13 protein-coding genes and 1 riboswitch are annotated in these 16,168 nt (G+C 62.6%); of the genes, 6 read left to right on the forward strand and 7 right to left on the reverse strand.

All coding sequences use genetic code 11. The features are described 5' to 3' along the window. Positions 1 to 74: 74 nt before the first annotated feature. Positions 75 to 180, reverse strand: a riboswitch (TPP riboswitch). Between the two features lie 196 nt (positions 181 to 376). Next, entirely contained in the window at positions 377 to 1,816 is a 1,440-nt protein-coding gene (locus BM70_RS0122425) for a TolC family outer membrane protein (RefSeq protein ID WP_025858092.1), read from the forward strand. Positions 1,817 to 1,907: 91 nt separating this feature from the next. Here the strand turns inward: BM70_RS0122425 and waaA are convergent, their stop codons facing one another. After that, the gene (waaA, locus tag BM70_RS0122430) at positions 1,908 to 3,185 is read right to left on the reverse strand and encodes a lipid IV(A) 3-deoxy-D-manno-octulosonic acid transferase (protein ID WP_025858094.1); all 1,278 of its coding nucleotides are present in this window, start codon (positions 3,183 to 3,185) and stop codon (positions 1,908 to 1,910) included. A gap of 23 nt (positions 3,186 to 3,208) precedes the next feature. Next, positions 3,209 to 4,099, reverse strand: coding sequence for a LysR family transcriptional regulator (locus tag BM70_RS0122435; RefSeq protein ID WP_025858095.1), 891 nt, complete (start codon positions 4,097 to 4,099; stop codon positions 3,209 to 3,211). Between the two features lie 102 nt (positions 4,100 to 4,201). Here BM70_RS0122435 and BM70_RS0122440 point away from each other — a divergent pair, with 102 nt between their 5' ends. From BM70_RS0122440 to BM70_RS0122455, 4 genes are all read left to right on the forward strand, one after another. Continuing rightward, positions 4,202 to 4,537 (forward strand): multidrug efflux SMR transporter, encoded by a 336-nt coding sequence (locus BM70_RS0122440; protein WP_012721885.1) that lies wholly within the window; start codon positions 4,202 to 4,204, stop codon positions 4,535 to 4,537. A 129-nt stretch (positions 4,538 to 4,666) separates the two neighbouring features. Continuing rightward, entirely contained in the window at positions 4,667 to 5,842 is a 1,176-nt protein-coding gene (locus BM70_RS0122445) for an FAD-binding oxidoreductase (protein ID WP_025858096.1), read from the forward strand. Then, positions 5,839 to 6,651, forward strand: a complete 813-nt coding sequence (locus BM70_RS0122450; protein ID WP_025858097.1) for an aldo/keto reductase — start codon at positions 5,839 to 5,841, stop codon at positions 6,649 to 6,651. The genes BM70_RS0122445 and BM70_RS0122450 overlap by 4 nt, the downstream gene beginning before the upstream one ends. 41 nt (positions 6,652 to 6,692) lie before the next feature. Then, positions 6,693 to 7,652, forward strand: a complete 960-nt coding sequence (locus BM70_RS0122455; RefSeq protein WP_025858098.1) for a hypothetical protein — start codon at positions 6,693 to 6,695, stop codon at positions 7,650 to 7,652. A gap of 101 nt (positions 7,653 to 7,753) precedes the next feature. On the opposite strand, the gene BM70_RS0122460 is transcribed toward BM70_RS0122455, so the two are convergent. The 3 genes from BM70_RS0122460 to msbA form a co-directional block, all read right to left on the reverse strand. Continuing rightward, positions 7,754 to 8,689 carry an NAD-dependent epimerase/dehydratase family protein gene (locus BM70_RS0122460; protein ID WP_025858099.1) on the reverse strand — a complete coding sequence of 312 codons (936 nt, stop codon included), beginning with the start codon at positions 8,687 to 8,689 and terminating at the stop codon, positions 7,754 to 7,756. Beyond that, positions 8,682 to 10,106: a bifunctional D-glycero-beta-D-manno-heptose-7-phosphate kinase/D-glycero-beta-D-manno-heptose 1-phosphate adenylyltransferase HldE gene (gene hldE / locus BM70_RS0122465; RefSeq protein ID WP_025858100.1), complete on the reverse strand. Its 1,425-nt coding sequence runs from the start codon at positions 10,104 to 10,106 to the stop codon at positions 8,682 to 8,684. The genes BM70_RS0122460 and hldE overlap by 8 nt, the downstream gene beginning before the upstream one ends. Positions 10,107 to 10,219: 113 nt before the next feature. Continuing rightward, positions 10,220 to 12,025, reverse strand: coding sequence for a lipid A export permease/ATP-binding protein MsbA (gene msbA, locus BM70_RS0122470; protein ID WP_025858101.1), 1,806 nt, complete (start codon positions 12,023 to 12,025; stop codon positions 10,220 to 10,222). Positions 12,026 to 12,182: 157 nt separating this feature from the next. Here msbA and BM70_RS0122475 point away from each other — a divergent pair, with 157 nt between their 5' ends. Further along, on the forward strand, positions 12,183 to 14,039 hold the full coding sequence (locus tag BM70_RS0122475) for a bifunctional O-antigen ligase/aminoglycoside phosphotransferase family protein (protein ID WP_025858102.1): 1,857 nt from the start codon (positions 12,183 to 12,185) through the stop codon (positions 14,037 to 14,039). Positions 14,040 to 14,093: 54 nt separating this feature from the next. Here the strand turns inward: BM70_RS0122475 and BM70_RS0122480 are convergent, their stop codons facing one another. Together BM70_RS0122480 and BM70_RS0122485 are read right to left on the reverse strand one after the other, a co-directional pair. Then, a complete protein-coding gene (locus BM70_RS0122480; protein ID WP_025858103.1) occupies positions 14,094 to 14,975 on the reverse strand; it encodes a glycosyltransferase in 882 nt (293 codons plus the stop codon). Then, positions 14,972 to 16,120 (reverse strand): glycosyltransferase, encoded by a 1,149-nt coding sequence (locus BM70_RS0122485; RefSeq protein ID WP_025858104.1) that lies wholly within the window; start codon positions 16,118 to 16,120, stop codon positions 14,972 to 14,974. Before BM70_RS0122485 ends, BM70_RS0122480 begins: the two co-directional genes overlap by 4 nt. Between the last annotated feature and the right edge of the window lie 48 nt (positions 16,121 to 16,168).

Raw genomic sequence — 16,168 nt, forward strand, 5'->3', positions numbered from 1 at the left:
GTGCTGTGCTTGGCGCACGAGGGCTGTTCGATTGTCGAACAACATCCCGGACGAAGCACAAGAGGACTCGCCGGGTGACGAGAAATCTTGTTCCCTACGCAGGCGCTAACCTGATCAGGTTCAACGGGATCCGGTATTTACCGATCTCAGCCTTCCAACAAGGCACCCCGACAAGAACGCGGCCAGTCTAGACCATGCCGTGGGCAAATTGCCAATACCGGTGCATTCAGCGTGATGAATGGCGTGATTGCGGGATTGTTGCGCCGAGTCAGCACCACTACACTCGATTGCCGCCACAATGCTTGACGCCAGGAATGGCCAGCCTTAGCCTTGGGCGCTAAATTATCACCGTAATATTCAAACTAGGGATCGCCTCATGCTGCGCAAACTTTCACTGGCTCTCGCCGTGTCTTGTGCGACCAACGGAATGGTCTGGGCAGCTGAAGCGCCCTTGTCCGCCAAAACTGACTTGGTCAGCGTCTACCAGGAAGCGGTGGACAACAACGCCGACCTGGCCGCCGCCCGCGCCCAGTACGGCGCGCAAAAGGAAGTGGTGCCCCAGGCGCGTGCCGGCTTGCTGCCCAACCTGTCGGGGGGTGCCGATATCAACAACGTGCGCACCCAGATCGATACGCCGGCCGCCACCGCCAACCGCGATGCGCACTCCTGGCGCGCAACCCTGAGCCAACCGCTGTTCCGCGCCGATCGCTGGTTCCAGTTGCAGGCGGCCGAGGCCACCAACGAACAGGCCGCGCTGCAACTGTCGGCCACCGAACAGAACCTGATCCTGCAAAGCGCCGAAAGCTACTTCGCCGTGCTGCGCGCCCAGGACAACCTGGCCTCGACCAAGGCCGAAGAAAACGCCTTCAAGCGCCAGTTGGACCAGTCCAACGAACGCTTCGACGTGGGCCTGTCGGACAAGACCGACGTGCTGCAATCCCAGGCCAGCTACGACACTGCCCGCGCCAACCGGATCCTGGCCCAGCGCCAGGTCGAAGATGCCTTCGAAGCGCTGATCACCCTGACCAACCGCCAGTACAACTCGATCCAGGGCATTGTCCACACGCTGCCGGTGTTACCGCCGCTGCCGAACGACGCCAAGGCCTGGGTTGAAACCGCCGGCCGCCAGAACCTGAACCTGCTCGCCAGCAACTACGCGGTCACCGCCGCCGAAGAAACCCTCAAGCAGCGCAAGGCCGGGCATGCTCCGACGCTCGACGCTGTGGCGCAATATGAGAAAGGCGATAACGACGCCCTCGGTTTCAGCAACCCGAATGCCTTTGGCACGCCCTATCGCGGCGATGTAGAACAACGCACCATCGGCCTGCGCCTGAACATCCCGATCTACAGCGGTGGGCTGACCAGCTCACAAGTGCGTGAATCCTACTCGCGCCTGGGCCAGACCGAACAGCAACGCGAAGGCCTGCGCCGCCAGGTGGTGGAAAACACCCGTAACCTGCACCGCGCAGTGAATACCGATGTGGAACAGGTGCAGGCGCGCCGCCAGTCGATCATCTCCAACCAGAGCGCGGTGGAAGCCACGGAAATCGGTTACCAGGTGGGGACGCGCAACATCGTCGACGTGCTCGACTCACAGCGCCAGCTCTACGCGTCGGTGCGCAACTACAACAACAGCCGCTACGACTACATCCTCGACAACCTGCGCTTGAAGCAAGCGGCAGGCACCCTGAACCCAGGCGATCTGCAGGACCTGGCGCGCTACCTCAAGGCTGACTACAACCCGGACCGCGACTTCCTGCCGCCGGACCTGGCCAAGGCTGCGGCCGAGCAGCTCAAGGCCCGCCCCGGCTACTGACACACCCCTTGTAGGAGCTGGCTTGCCAGCGATTGCATCACCTCGGTGAATCTGATGTACCGCGGTGCCTGGATCGCCGGCAAGCCGGCTCCTACAAGGTGATGAGCCGATCGAGGCCGTCCAGCAAACGCTTCAACGCGCCCTGGTTGGCCTGCATCACCTTGAGCCCTGCCTGCGCCATCTTGCGGGCATCCTGGGGCAGTTCGAACAACTGCCGCACGGCTTCGGCCAAGCCTTCAGCGTCATCCACCTCCCGCAACGCACCCGCTTCGCGCATCATCGCGGTGATTTCGAGAAAGTTGAACACGTGCGGCCCCATGATCACCGGCAGGGCCAACGCTGCCGGCTCCAGCGGATTATGCCCACCGGTCGCCACCAGGCTGCCGCCCACGAAGGCACTGTCGGCCAGCGCATAGAGAAACAGCAACTCGCCCATGGTGTCGCCGAGCAATACCGACGTGTTCGCGGTGACAGGCTCGCCGCTGGAGCGACGCACCGTGGCAAAGCCTTGCTGCTCACACAGTTCGAACATCGGGCCGAAGCGCTCCTGATGACGCGGCACCAGGATCAGCAGTGCGTTGGGATAGCTTTCGAGCAGTCGGCGATGGGCCGCCAGCACCACCTCATCTTCACCTTCATGGGTGCTGGCGGCGATCCACACCGGACGCTCGCTGGCGCCCCATTGCTCGCGCAACGCAGCAGCGCGCACCGGTAACTGAGGGTCGATGGTCAGGTCGAACTTGATCGAGCCGGTGACTTCGACGGTTTCCGGCCGAGCACCGAGGCTCAGGAAGCGCTGGGCTTCGGTGTGCGTCTGTACGGCGAACAGGTTCATTTGCGACAGCATCGGCGCCGTCAGCTTGGCAAAGCGCGCGTAGCCCCTGGCCGAGCGCGCCGACAACCGCGCATTCGCCAACGCCACCGGAATACCGCGCTGGGCGCAGGCGTGGATATGGTTGGGCCACAGCTCGGTTTCCATGATCACCGCCAGTTTCGGCTGCACGCGATCAAGGAAACGCTTGGCCGCACACGGCAAGTCATACGGCAGGTAGCAGTGCTGCACACGCGGCTCATTGGCGAACAGTGCCTGGATGCGCTCGGAACCGGTCGGCGTCATGCAGGTGACGGTGATCGGCAACGCCGGATAACGCGCCAGCAGCCCGCGCACCATCGGCGCGGCGGCAATGCTCTCGCCCACCGACACGGCATGCACCCATATCCCGCCCGGCTGCATCACGGGCAGGCCATAGGAGAAGCGCTCGCTGACGCGCTTGGCGTAGGCCGGCACCTTGCGTGCGCGCAGCCACAGACGTAAAGCCACCAAGGGCAGCGCCAGGTAAAACAGACAGCTGTAGAGAGTTCTATTCATGGCGGCGGAGTTTATCGGCTTTTTCAGTCGATCGCCTGCAAGCACTCGGCAAATCGTTTGGCCAGGAAGCGTGCGGCCGGCCCCAGATGCTCGTCGCGCCGCCACACCAGCTCCACCACCAGGGCCGGCGGCGTCCATTCGCTGTCCAGTTCCACCATCTGTTGCTGATACGTCGGGTACTGCACGATATGCCGGGGCAGCCAGGCCCAGCCCAGGCCACTCATCAACCACTCGGCCAACACGTAGAAACTGTCGGCGCGCCACACCAGCGGGCTGGCGGCTTCGCTGCCGGGGTAGACGCTGGTCTGGGTCGACATCAGCAACTGGCGAAACTGCGCCAAGTGCTGGCACGTCACGTATTGCTCCTTGGCCAGCGGGTGGTTCACGCCGCACACGGTGACCATCTCCACGCTGCCGACCACCCTGCGCTCCAGCGCTTCAGGGATCTGGTCGTGATAGAACAGCAGGCCCAGATCAGCCTTGCGCTCCACCAGCTTACGCGCCACATCGCCCTGGGCCGCGCTGGACAACTGCACCTCCAGCAACGGGTATTGCCCGGCCAGCGCCTCAAGGCTATCGAGTACCGGCTGGAACAACATCGCCTCGTCCTGGGCCAGGCGCAGGCGAGCCTCCTCGCCGCGTGTCAATGACAGCGCCCGGCCATTGAGCCGCTCACACTGGCGCAGCACTTCGCGCGCTTCCTCCAGCAACACGCTGCCGGCTTCGGTGAGGCGCGGTTGGCGGCCACTGCTACGTTCGAACAGGCTCACGCCCAGGTCCGCCTCCAGCATGGCAATCCCATTGCTGACTGCCGATTGGGCCTTGCGCTGCTGGCGCGCCACCGCCGAAAACGAACGCTGCTCGGCGACGCTGACAAACAGCCGCATCTGTTCCAGATCCCATTGCACGCTCATGGCTTGACCCATCTTTAATTCGGATAGGTAATGACTTTACCCCATCTGACTGAACGCTAGAATGCCAGCCTCATCTGATTGCTATACCCCGAGGATTGACCCATGAACGCCGCTTACTGCTACCTGGCCATTGCCATCTGCTCGGAAGTGATCGCCACTGTTTCCATGAAAGCCATCAAGGGCTGGAGCACACCCATCCCACTGCTGCTGGTGATCGTCGGCTACGGCGTGGCTTTCTGGATGCTGACGCTGGTAGTGCGCACGGTACCGGTGGGCGTGGCCTACGCGGTGTGGGCCGGGATGGGCATTGTGATGGTGAGCATCGCGGCGCTGTTTATCTACGGGCAGAAGCTGGATATTCCGGCGATGCTGGGGATGGGCCTGATCGTGCTGGGCGTCGTCGTGATTCAGCTGTTCTCGAAAACCGCCGGCCACTGACACCCTCACCTGCAGGAGTCCGGCTTGCCGGCGATGGCGGTCTCTCGAGCGCCATCGCCGGCAAGCCGGACGCCTACCAATAGTGATCCCTGTATACTGCGCCTCTTGTCTTGAACACTGAGGTCGCCCATGCCATCCGTTATTTCCACCGACGTTCTGATTGTCGGCGCCGGGGTTGCCGGCCTCTGGCTGAACGCGCGCCTGCGCCGCCAGGGGTTTTCCACGGTGGTGGTGGAAAGCGCCACCTTGGGTGGCGGGCAAAGCGTGAAGTCCCAGGGGATCATCCACGGCGGTGCGAAATACGCCCTGCACGGCGCCCTCACCGGCGCCTCCGAAGCCATTGCCGACATGCCGCGCCGCTGGCGTGAAGCGCTGGCGGGCAACGGCGAGCTGGACCTGTCCAGCGTGCGCCTGCTGTCCGAGGCGCATTACCTGTGGTCCCCCGGCACTATCGCCGGCAACCTCACCAGCTTCTTCGCCAGCAAGGCCGTGCGCGGGCGTGTCGACCAGGTCAAGGGCGATGACCTGCCCCCGGCGCTGCAAGACCGCCGCTTCAAGGGCAAGGTCTATCGCCTGGCCGAGTTGGTCATCGATGTGCCGAGCCTGATCGCTCGCCTGGCGCAACTGGCCGGCGACGGGTTGCTCGCCGGCCAACACATCGAACCCTTGCGCGAAGGCGACACTCTGGTGGGCCTGAAGGTGGACGGTCGCGAGATCCGTGCCCAGCGCATCGTGCTGAGTGCGGGCGCAGGCACGGCTGACCTGCTGAGCGCGCTGGGCCTGAGCCAGCCGGCCATGCAAAAACGTCCATTGCACATGATCATCGCCAAGGGCCCCGGCCTTAAGCCGCTGTATGCGCACTGCCTGGGCGGCGGCACCAAGCCGCGCATCACCGTCACCACCCACCCGGCGGCCGATGGCAACTGGGTGTGGTACATGGGCGGCGACATTGCCGAGGCCGATGGCGTGGCGCGCACACCCCAGGAACAGATCGCCACGGCCCAGAAAGAACTGGCGCAATTGCTGCCGTGGATCGACATGCACCAGACCCAATGGACCACCCTGCGCGTCGACCGTGCCGAGCCACTGCAATCAGGCCTGAGCCGTCCCGACAATGCCTTCCTCGCCGAAGACGGCCGCCTGCTGGTGGGCTGGCCGACCAAACTGGCGCTGGCGCCGGACTTCGCCGATCGCGTCATCAGCAGCCTTGAACGCGACGGCATCCGCCCAAGCGCCAGCGAGCCCCTCCCCGCTCTGCCAAAACCCGCCATCGGCGTACCTGCCTGGGAGCAACTGTTGCCATGAGCCTGCCCACCCTGCACGACCTGCATCGCCCACTGGGCAGCACCGGCCTGTTGGTGTCACCGCTGGGCCTGGGCACCGTCAAGCTGGGTCGCGACCAAGGGGTGAAATACCCCAGCGGCTTCCAGATCCCCGGTGACGACGAGGCCCGCATGCTGTTGCGCCAGGCCCGCGAACTGGGCATCAACCTGATCGATACCGCGCCGGCCTATGGCATGAGCGAGGAACGCCTGGGGCCGCTGTTGCGTGACCAGCGCAAGGACTGGGTGATTGTCAGCAAGGTCGGTGAAGAGTTCGAGAATGGCACGTCCAGCCACGACTTCAGCGCGGCTCACACGCGGATGTCTATCGAGCGCAGCTTGAAAAGACTTGAAACTGATTTTATCGACTTGGTGCTGGTGCACTCCGACGGCAACGACCTGCATATCCTCAATGACTGCGAGGTCTACCAGACCCTGGAGGAACTGAAAAAGGAAGGCAAGATCCGCGGTTTCGGCTTCTCCGGGAAAACCGTCGAAGGCGGCGTGAAGGCTCTGGAACAAGGCGATTGCGCCATGGTCACCTACAATCTGAACGAACAGGCCGAGAAAGCCGTCATTGATTATGCGGCGGCCCACGGCAAGGGCATCCTGGTGAAGAAGGCGCTGGCCAGCGGCCACGTATGCCTGGAGCCGGGAGTGGATCCAATTCGCGCCAGTTTCATGTTGTTGTTTGCGCAAACGGGCGTCGCCAGTGCTATTGTCGGGACCATTAATCCGCTGCACCTGGCCCATAACGTGGCGACCGCTGCCCAAGTCATTCGTCAACTCTGATGCCGCCGACGCGGCCGACCCCGTCGCAAGAAGGAGCCGACATGCCGCGAACGCTCATAAGAAAAAACCCCAGCAACTTCAAAACACTGCCGCTGCACGTCGAAGCCACCCCCGAAGGCCTGAGCTACCAGAGCGTCGGCATGCCGCTCAACTTCGCCCAGACCCTGCAACGGCGCAAGCCGGTGGAGGTGGCCGATCCCGAGCGCTTCGCCCTGGAGCTGGCCAACCTCGGCGTGTCTGTGCGGCTGACCCTGCATTGGCAAAACAAGGATTACTGGGTGCTGGTGCGCCAGCGCCGCCAGGACCGGGGCGACGTGGTGCTCAAGCTGATTTCCGGCTACGTGCCCGCCCATGAACTGAACCTGCCGCTGCACACCGCCATCCAGGAAATTGCCGAAGAATGCCTGCTGGAGACGCCGGAAGGCTGGCTCGGCGGGCGCTTCAACGACACGTGGTTGCCGGCGCCCTATTCGGCCGCGCTGCATTACCGCGAAGCCTTGCCCTTTCGCCTCAGCCCGCTGTCCGGCGCCGCCCGCCCGGTACGTTGCGCCACCACCCAGTTGATCGAACGCCCGCGCGCCTATGTGCACCTGCCCACCGCCTCGCTGCAATTGATTTACGACCTGCGCCTGGAAGTGCCCAAGGAAGCCAAATCCCTGAGCCTGTTCCATGTGGACGAGCGCCTGGAGGGCGACCAACTGGTCGCCCGCCTCGACCGCCAGCGCCCGGACCTGTACCTGATGCCGCTGAAAGACGGCCAGCCCCTGGCCGAGCTGTACACCGTCAAGAAAGACCAGCTGTACCCGGCGAGCACACGGGGCTTGTACCTGGCGGAAAGCTTCGCCCAGCAGGAAGGCTGGCTGGTGCGTGAGGAGCGGATTCGCTGGAAGGATTGGCTACGCCAGCAAGGCCTGGCAGAGCCTGAGAAAGAGTCGAAACTCAAGCGCCTGGCACAGCGGGTGCTGCGCAAGATCGTGCCGAAGAAAAAAGCCAGCCGCTGATTTGAAGGGCCAACCTGTAGGAGCCGGCTTGCCGGCGATGAGGCCCTGAAGATCACCTCTGTCTTCAGGCCGCTATCGCCGGCAAGCCGGCGCCTACAGGGTCAGATGTTGAGCAGGCGTGCGAGGCCAACCTTCAGGGGTGTGGGCTCGGGCAACTTGAAGCTCGCCAACAAGCGCTGGTTATTCGCCCGCGAATGCCGGATATCCCCAGAGCGTGCGGGCCCGTAAGTCACGGCCGGCAACTTGCCGACGATTTCTTCCAGGGCTTGCAGCACATCCTTGAGCGTCGTGGTGCGGTTCCAGCCGACATTGATTGCGCCCAGCGGCGCAGCCGGCGCTTCAATGGCCTGCACCAGCACGTCCACCAGATCTTCCACGTACATGAAGTCACGGGTTTGCTCGCCATCGCCAAACACGGCAATCGGCCCCCCCTGCTGCGCGCGCTCGCTGAAGATACTGATCACGCCGGAATACGGCGATGACGGATCCTGGCGCGGCCCGAAGATATTGAAGAAGCGGAAAATCACCGGCTCCAGGCCATGCTGGCGACGGTAGAAGTCGAAGTAGTACTCACTGGCCAACTTGTCGGACGCATAGGGCGTCAACGGCGCCTTGGTGGTTTCCTCGTCAATCGAAGCACCCTCGCCATTGTTGCCGTATACCGCGGCGCTGGAGGCATACACCACACGCTTGACACCGGCCTTGCGCATGGCTTCGCAGACATTCAAGGTGCCGACGAAATTGCTCTGGTGCGTGCTGACCGGGTCATCCACCGACGCCTGCACCGAGGCCACTGCCGCCAGGTGCACCACCGCCGTTGCACCGACGGCAGCACTGGCTACCAAGTCGGCATCGGCCACATCAGCTTCCAGCAGTTCGACGCGCGGATTGTCCAATGGCAAGTTGCTGGGTTTGCCGGTGGACAGGTTATCCAGCACCCGTACGCCGTAGCCTTTGGCAAGCAGCGCATCGACCAGGTGCGAACCGATAAAACCGGCGCCGCCGGTGATCAGGACCCACTTATCAGCGTTACTCATTGTTGCGGATCTTCTCGACAATGGCGGTGGTCGAGCTGTTCTCGACCAGGCCCAGCACTTTGACCTTGCCGCCGTAGGCGCTGACGATATCCGCCCCTACGACCTGGTCGACGGAGTAGTCGCCGCCCTTGACCAGCACATCCGGCTTGACCTGGGCCAGCAGGTTTTCCGGGGTGGCCTCAGGGAAGCTGATCACCCAGTCCACCGCGCCCAGGCCAGCCAGCACCGCCATGCGACGGTCGACGCTGTTGATCGGACGACCAGGGCCTTTCAGGCGGCTCACCGAAGCATCGTCGTTGACCGCAACGATCAGGCGATCGCCTTGGGCTCGCGCCTGCTCCAGGTAGGTCACGTGACCGGCGTGCAGGATGTCGAAGCAACCGTTGGTGAACACAATGCTTTCGTTGTGGGCACGGGCGTCGTCAATGGCCAGCAGCAGTTGCTCGATGGTCAGCACACCACGCTCCGAACCCTCGGAGCGCTGGATCGCACGGCGCAATTCAGGCGCGCTGATGGCGGCAGTACCCAACTTGCCCACCACGATGCCCGCCGCCAGGTTGGCCAGCGCCACGGCGTGAGGCAGCTCTTCGCCCGCCGCAATCGAGGCGGCCAGGGTGGAAATCACGGTGTCACCGGCGCCGGTGACGTCGAACACTTCACGGGCCCGGGCCGGCAGGTGCATCGCCGGGTGGCCGGGGCGCAGCAGGGTCATGCCGTGTTCGCCACGGGTCACCAGCAAGGCGCCCAGGTCGAGGTCGGCCATCAGTGCCGCGCCCTTGGTCACCAGGTCGTGCTCATCGGCGCAACCGCCGACGATGGCTTCGAACTCGCTGAGATTAGGCGTGATCAGGCTGGCTCCGCGATAAATCGAGAAGTCCTTGCCCTTGGGATCGGCCAGCACCGGGATGCCCTTGGCCTTGGCGGCCTGGATCAATGCCTGGTGGTTCTTCAAGGCGCCTTTGCCGTAGTCGGACAACACCAGCACCTTGATGCCTTCGAGCAACCCGTCGACCTGGCCACTCAGGGCCAGGGCGTCGGTGGCGAAGGGTTCTTCGAAATCGATACGCAGCAATTGCTGGTGACGGCTCATCACCCGCAGCTTGACGATGGTCGGCTGGTGGGCAATGCGCTGGAACAGCGCACGCACGCCGGCACCGCGCAGGCTGTTGGCCAGGCTGTCGGCGGCTTCGTCGTCGCCGGTCACACCCACCAGGGAGGCCGGGGCGCCGAGGGCGGCAATATTCAGGGCAACGTTGGCAGCGCCACCTGGACGGTCTTCGATTTGCTCGACCTTGACTACCGGTACCGGTGCCTCAGGGGAAATCCGTGAGGTACCGCCATGCCAGTAACGGTCGAGCATGACATCGCCGACCACCAAGACAGGGGCTTGATCGAATCGCGGCATGGACAACTTCATGGAGCAACCCACATACAAAATGAACAGGGGCGCGATATTAGCACAGGGTTACGGGAGGTTTGCGGGAGGGTTTTGCAATGTAGGAGCCGGCTTGCCGGCTCCTACAGGGAGGTTCAGGTGATGTCGGCGGAAATCGGTGCATCCAGGCCCATGGCATGCAGGCGGGCGTAATAGCCGTTCTGTGCCAGCAGTTCGCTGTGCGTGCCACGCTCGACAATCCGACCGTCGTCCATCACCAGGATCAGGTCAGCCTTCTCGATGGTGGATAAACGGTGCGCGATCACCAGGGTGGTGCGACCTTGCATGACCTTGTCCAGCGCTGCCTGAATGTGGCGCTCGGATTCGGTGTCGAGGGCCGAGGTGGCCTCGTCGAGAATCAACAAAGGCGCGTTCTTCAGCAGCGCACGGGCAATCGCCAGGCGCTGGCGCTGGCCACCCGACAGCAACACACCGTTTTCGCCGACCTGGGTGTCGAAGCCCTTGGGCAACTGGTCGATGAAGTCCTTGGCATTGGCGTCCGCCGCGGCCGCTTCAACGTCCGCCCGAGGTGCGCCCGCCAGGTCGCCGTAGGCGATGTTGTTGGTCACGGTGTCGCTGAACAGGGTTACATGCTGGGTCACCTGGGCAATGTGCTTGCGCAGGTTGAGCAGCTTGTAGTCTTCGATCTCGACGCCATCCAGCAGGATTTCGCCGCTTGCGTGATGGTAGAAACGCGGGATCAGGCTGGCCAGGGTCGACTTGCCGCTGCCCGAGCGCCCGACCAGGGCGATCATCTGCCCAGGTTCGGCGGTGAAGCTGATGTCCTTGAGCACATGGCGTTCGGTGCCCGGGTAGGTGAAGTTCAGGTTGCGTACGTCGAGCCGACCGCTGACCTTGTCGCGCTCGATTGTACCGTTGTCGACTTCGACCTCTTCGTCCAGCTGTTCGAAAATGCTTTCGGCACCCGCCACACCCTTCTGGATCGTCGAGCTGACTTCCGAGAGCTGGCGAATCGGCTTGGGCAGCAGGCCGGCCAGGGTGATGTAGGCCACCATGTCACCGGCCGATGCGTCACCGCGAAGATAGAGGACCAGAAACATCAGCACCGCCATGGCGGTGTAGATCACCAGTTGCAGCGCCGGTGTGTAGATCGCCCCGGTGCGGGTCATGCGCAGTTGCTTGTTGGTGTTGCTCTGGCTGGCCTTGAGGAAGCGTTTTTCCTCGTAGACCTCACCACCGAAACTGCGCACCACGCGATAGCCCTGGATGGTTTCCGAGGCCACGTGGGTCACGTCGCCCATGGCCACCTGGATCTTCTTGCTCTGCTTGCGGAATTTCTTGCTGGCCGTGCTCACCATCACGGCGATCAACGGCAGGATGGCAATCATCACCAGCGTCAGGCGCCAGTTCATGTACAGCAGCGAGGCGAACAGGAAGATCACCGTCATGCCTTCGCGAATCACCACCTTGATCGCGTCGGTCGCCGCCCCCGTGACCATGGTCACGTTGAAGGTGATGCGTGAAATCAGGTGCCCGGAGTTGTGATTGTCGAAGTAGCGGTTGGGCAGCGTCAGCAAGTTGTTGAACAACTGCACGCGCAGGTCATGGACCAGGCCCAGGGAAACCTTGGCCAGCAGGTAGTTGCCCAGGAACGAACCCAGGCCCTGCCAGGCGGCGATCAGGATGATCAGCAGCGGCACGGCTTGGAGCAACTGCAGGTCCCGAAGGAACGGCACGGTGGGGAACAGCACGGCTTCAGGGTTGGAAAGGCCATCGACGAAGTACTTGAGGATGTACCCCAGCATCGGCTGGGTCGACGCGAAAATCAGAAATCCGACGATACTCAGCGCGAACAAGCCGGCGTAGGGCTTAACGTAACTGAGCAGGCGGAAGTATATTTTCAAGCTCGAAGGGCTTGCGCTCGGACTGGAGTCGGTCATATCACGCGGCGTTTTGAAAAAGGAGGCTGACTTTAGCACAGCTTCTCTGTTGTACTTGCACCCTGCATGACCCTCAACCTGGTTGGATCCAACCGGCGACATTATATAGCCACTACTTTAAGATGGTCGGCTTCTCAACACGGAATGGCTTTCCTGTATGCACTCCAAGCGCCTGATCTATGGCTCAAATCGCGTTTTCGACTTTCTGGTTCTGTGGATTCTGCCCATTGGCTTGTTGTTGCTGTTGAGCTCGCTGTTCTTCGTCACCAATCGCAATGTGCTGCACAAGTTCTACTACGCCCTGTTCAGCGCCCCCACCTTATTGCTGTTGTGCCTGCGCCCCAGGGAACTCAAGGAACTGCTGCGTGAGCCGCTGGCGATCGCGTTCCTGGTGTTTTCCGCCTGGGCGCTGACGAGCCTGCTCTGGAGCCCGGAGCATCACCCGGACACCGACCTGTTCAAACGCCCCCTGCACACCTTCATGCTGTTTGCTGGCTGCGGGTTGTTGCTGCATTACCGCAATGAGCTGTTCAAGCCGATCTTCTTCAGTGCAGCGGTGATTGCCCTGGTGGTGTGCGTGTGCAACCTCGTGGCATTCGCCAAGGGTTTCGAACCCGGCATGCGCATGATCGGCGGCCGTGGCGCCCTCGACAACCCGCTGCTGAGCTCCCACGTCTTCGGCTTTTTCTGCGTCTACTGGCTGTACATCTGCATGACCACCCAGCGCCTGCAGGTGCTGTGGTTCAGCATTCCAGCCCTGGCAATCATGACCTTGACCGTGCTGGCCACCGGTTCGCGCACGCCACTGGTAGCGTTGACCCTGACCATCCTCTGGATGACCTTCGTCAGCCGCAACCGCCGTTCGGCCCTGCTGATAGCGGGCATGGTCGTGGGTGCCGCGGGGCTCCTGCTGCTCTACCCCGAACTGATCACCAACCGTGGCAGCTCGTTCCGTTTCGAGCTGTGGGGCATGTCGCTGCAACGCATCGCCGAACACCCCTGGATCGGCCACAGCTACGATTCCGAGCTGTACCTGACCCTGGCCGACGGCTACGAACTGCGCGAGCCGCACAGCTTTGCGCTGGGCGTGCTGTATTACGTCGGCATCATCGGCTTTATCCCGTGGATCTTCATGATCGGCTGGGGGCTGTACAAGGGCCTGAAAGAACGCGCCCAGCCACTCTTCATCCTGGCTTCGTCGCTGCTGGCCTATGGCATCGGCGCCGGGCTGACCGAAGGCGGTGGCATCCTGTCGCGCCCCAAGGAGCACTGGTTCCTGCTGTGGATCCCGCTGGCGATCATTGCCGGCCTGAGCATCGCCCAACGCCGTCGCAGTGTGTTGCGCATTCCGGTGCAAGCACTCAAGCCCGAGGCTTTCGACCAACTGTGCAGCAATGCCCATGTGATCGAAGCCGACGGCCTGGGACCAAAGGTCCTGCGCCTGGCCGACAGCCGCTTCCTGAAGATCTTCCGTCCGCGCCGCTGGTACACCTCGGGCAGCTTCAACCCCTACTCCGAGCGGTTTGCCAGCAACGCCGAGCAATTGCGCACCCTGGGCATCCCCACGCCGCAGATTCTAGGCCTCTATGGCCTGCGCGACGCCAGCAGTGCCGTCAGCTACGCGCCACTGTCCGGCCTGACCCTGCGCCAAGCCCTGCAAAGCCTGGATAACAGCCTGCGTGAATCGCTGATCGAACGTTTCGGCCAGTTCCTGGCCAAGCTGCATGAGCGTGGTGTGTACTTCCGTTCGCTGCACCTGGGTAATGTGCTGTTGATGGATGACGGTGAGTTTGGCCTGATCGATATCGCCGACCTGCGCATCTTCCCGTCGCCGCTGCGCAACGCATTGCGCCAGCGCAACCTGCGCCATATGCAGCGTTACCCGCAGGACCGCGCCTGGCTGTTCGAGACACACTTCGAACAGTTGGCAAAAGGTTATGCGTCCATTGCCAGCCAAGGCGCCACGGCGAAAATCCGCGAGCAAGTGCTGGCGCTGGCCAGCCCCGCCACCTGATAAAAAAGGCGACTATCACTGCTGATAGTCGCCTTTTTCATATCCCCCGCCGCCTCACTTCCTGAGGGGCGCCAGGTACAACCGCACCAAGCCACGCAACGTCTTGCGCCCCCAGAACTTCAGCGGGATCTGCTTGAGGATCTCTCGCGCCAGTGGCCGGTCACGATCGGCCGTCTTCAGGAACATCGAGTTCAGGAAGTTGTAGCGCACCGCGTCATAGGCCGGGTGCTCGCTGAAATGGGCATAGGTCTTGAGAATGTTCTGGATCATGTAGCGGTGGTTCTTGTAGGTATTGCTTGCGTGCTGCCGATACTGCGCCATCACCACGCCAAGTGCGTCAATGGTGTAGCCCGCGGCGGTGATCTTCAATTGGATCAGCAGGTCTTCCAGAGGGATCAGTGGGTCGAAGCCACCGACTTCTTCCAGCACTTCGCGGCGAATCAACATGGTCGGCGCCGGCGGGAAGGGCTTGCGGTCCATGAACATGTCGTCGAAATCCAGGCTGCGAAACGGTACGTCGCGGCGTTGCTTTTTCTCCGGGTGCAGGTTGCCGTCGCCATCGATCAGCTCGATGTTGCCAGCGCACATGCCCACCTTCGGCTTGTCCGCCATATAGGCCACCTGGGTGGCGATACGGTCCGGCAGCATGATGTCATCGGAGCCGAACGGGGCGATCAGGCTGCCCTTGGCGCGGGCGATGGCACCGTTGAGCGTGGCGGTCAGGCCCTGGTTCTGCTGTACCTGGAAATCAAAGCCGTGCTCGGCCTGCAGGCGCCGGATGCGCTCGACGCTGTCATCCTTGGAGCCGTCATCCACCACCAGCAGTTCGATATTCGGGTACGTCTGGCCGAGCACGCTGAGGATGCTCTCTTCGATATACCGGCCGTGGTTGTAGGACGCGATAATTACCGAGACCAGGGGTTGTTGCGCTGTCATGCTCTACCTACTTCTTTCAAACCGGTTTCGATGAGGTTCAGGTACTTCTGCTGGAACTCGGCCAAGGCGTGGTTTTCTTCGAGGTAACGAAATACCTGTTCACCCTTGGCACGCAATTGTTCGTCGCTCATGGCCAGATAAGTGTCCAAGGCCGCTGTCAGTTGCTCGACATTGCCCGGCTCGTGGGACAAGCCGCCTGCGCCTTCCACCAGCGGCAGCATGGCCGGCCCGTTGGAGGCAATCACCGGCAGGCGTCCACTCATGCCTTCGAGCAGGGCCAGGCCCAGGCCCTCAAGCAAGGAAGGCATGGTCCAGATATCGAAGGCGCGTACATATTTGAGGCCATCCTCGCGAAAGCCCAGCAGGTGCGCACGGCCGGTGAGGCCGAGGCGCTCGATGTCCGCGCGCAAGTCGGCTTCGGCCCGGCCGGAGCCAATGATGCCGACCTGGGCGTTGGGGTATTTGTCCTTGAGGCGGGCAAACGCTTGCAGCAGATGTGTATGGCCCTTGATCGGCACCAGTCGCCCCAGTGCGCCGATGATCCGCGCGTCAAGCGACAGCCCCAGCGCCTGGCGCGCATGCTCGCGCGGCAGTTGCAAGGCCTCGGCCTGGGGAATATCGATGGCGTTGGTGACAAAGGTGGTGTTCTCGCGGGTAAAGCCGCAGTTGAGGCCGATCAGGTAATCCCTGACTGCCTCCGATACCCCGACAAAGCGCCAGGCCGGGCTGACCAGGCGGCGCGCCTGGCGTCGGCGATAGGCGCGCTCGTACTCGCCGAAACCGTGGGAGATACCGATGCACAGCGGGATCTTCAACCAACGGTTGAGCGACAGCATCATGTTCACCGACTTGAAGCGGTTACAGATGACCACATCGAATTTCTGCGCACGGCAGTACTTGTAGATTTCCCACATGGCGCCCAGGCGGATGCCTTTGAGGGCCTTCTCGGGAAACTCGAAATACTTGGAATGATCCGCCACGCTCAACGGCTGGCCCGGCTGCGGTCGACCGCTCAGGAAGGCGGACGTCACCTCGAATCGCTCCGTCGGCAACGCCTTGACGATCTGCTCGCCGAGATCGGCGAAATCATTGAGCTTGACGTTGTAGTCAGGCTGCAACTGCAAAACCTTGAAACGAGGCTTCATATCACTCCATGAGGCAATCGGGCTGCTACACGCGGGCAGCCCGACGAA

The organism is Pseudomonas sp. CHM02, from assembly GCF_000612585.1.
GTDB lineage: Bacteria > Pseudomonadota > Gammaproteobacteria > Pseudomonadales > Pseudomonadaceae > Aquipseudomonas.

What these genes read in the sequence shown, in the direction of transcription:
- BM70_RS0122425 (WP_025858092.1), top strand. Translation starts at nt 377, where the DNA reads ATGCTGCGCAAACTTTCACTGGCTCTCGCCGTGTCTTGTGCGACCAAC.
- waaA (WP_025858094.1), bottom strand. Translation starts at nt 3,185, where the DNA reads ATGAATAGAACTCTCTACAGCTGTCTGTTTTACCTGGCGCTGCCCTTG.
- BM70_RS0122435 (WP_025858095.1), bottom strand. Translation starts at nt 4,099, where the DNA reads ATGAGCGTGCAATGGGATCTGGAACAGATGCGGCTGTTTGTCAGCGTC.
- BM70_RS0122440 (WP_012721885.1), top strand. Translation starts at nt 4,202, where the DNA reads ATGAACGCCGCTTACTGCTACCTGGCCATTGCCATCTGCTCGGAAGTG.
- BM70_RS0122445 (WP_025858096.1), top strand. Translation starts at nt 4,667, where the DNA reads ATGCCATCCGTTATTTCCACCGACGTTCTGATTGTCGGCGCCGGGGTT.
- BM70_RS0122450 (WP_025858097.1), top strand. Translation starts at nt 5,839, where the DNA reads ATGAGCCTGCCCACCCTGCACGACCTGCATCGCCCACTGGGCAGCACC.
- BM70_RS0122455 (WP_025858098.1), top strand. Translation starts at nt 6,693, where the DNA reads ATGCCGCGAACGCTCATAAGAAAAAACCCCAGCAACTTCAAAACACTG.
- BM70_RS0122460 (WP_025858099.1), bottom strand. Translation starts at nt 8,689, where the DNA reads ATGAGTAACGCTGATAAGTGGGTCCTGATCACCGGCGGCGCCGGTTTT.
- hldE (WP_025858100.1), bottom strand. Translation starts at nt 10,106, where the DNA reads ATGAAGTTGTCCATGCCGCGATTCGATCAAGCCCCTGTCTTGGTGGTC.
- msbA (WP_025858101.1), bottom strand. Translation starts at nt 12,025, where the DNA reads ATGACCGACTCCAGTCCGAGCGCAAGCCCTTCGAGCTTGAAAATATAC.
- BM70_RS0122475 (WP_025858102.1), top strand. Translation starts at nt 12,183, where the DNA reads ATGCACTCCAAGCGCCTGATCTATGGCTCAAATCGCGTTTTCGACTTT.
- BM70_RS0122480 (WP_025858103.1), bottom strand. Translation starts at nt 14,975, where the DNA reads ATGACAGCGCAACAACCCCTGGTCTCGGTAATTATCGCGTCCTACAAC.
- BM70_RS0122485 (WP_025858104.1), bottom strand. Translation starts at nt 16,120, where the DNA reads ATGAAGCCTCGTTTCAAGGTTTTGCAGTTGCAGCCTGACTACAACGTC.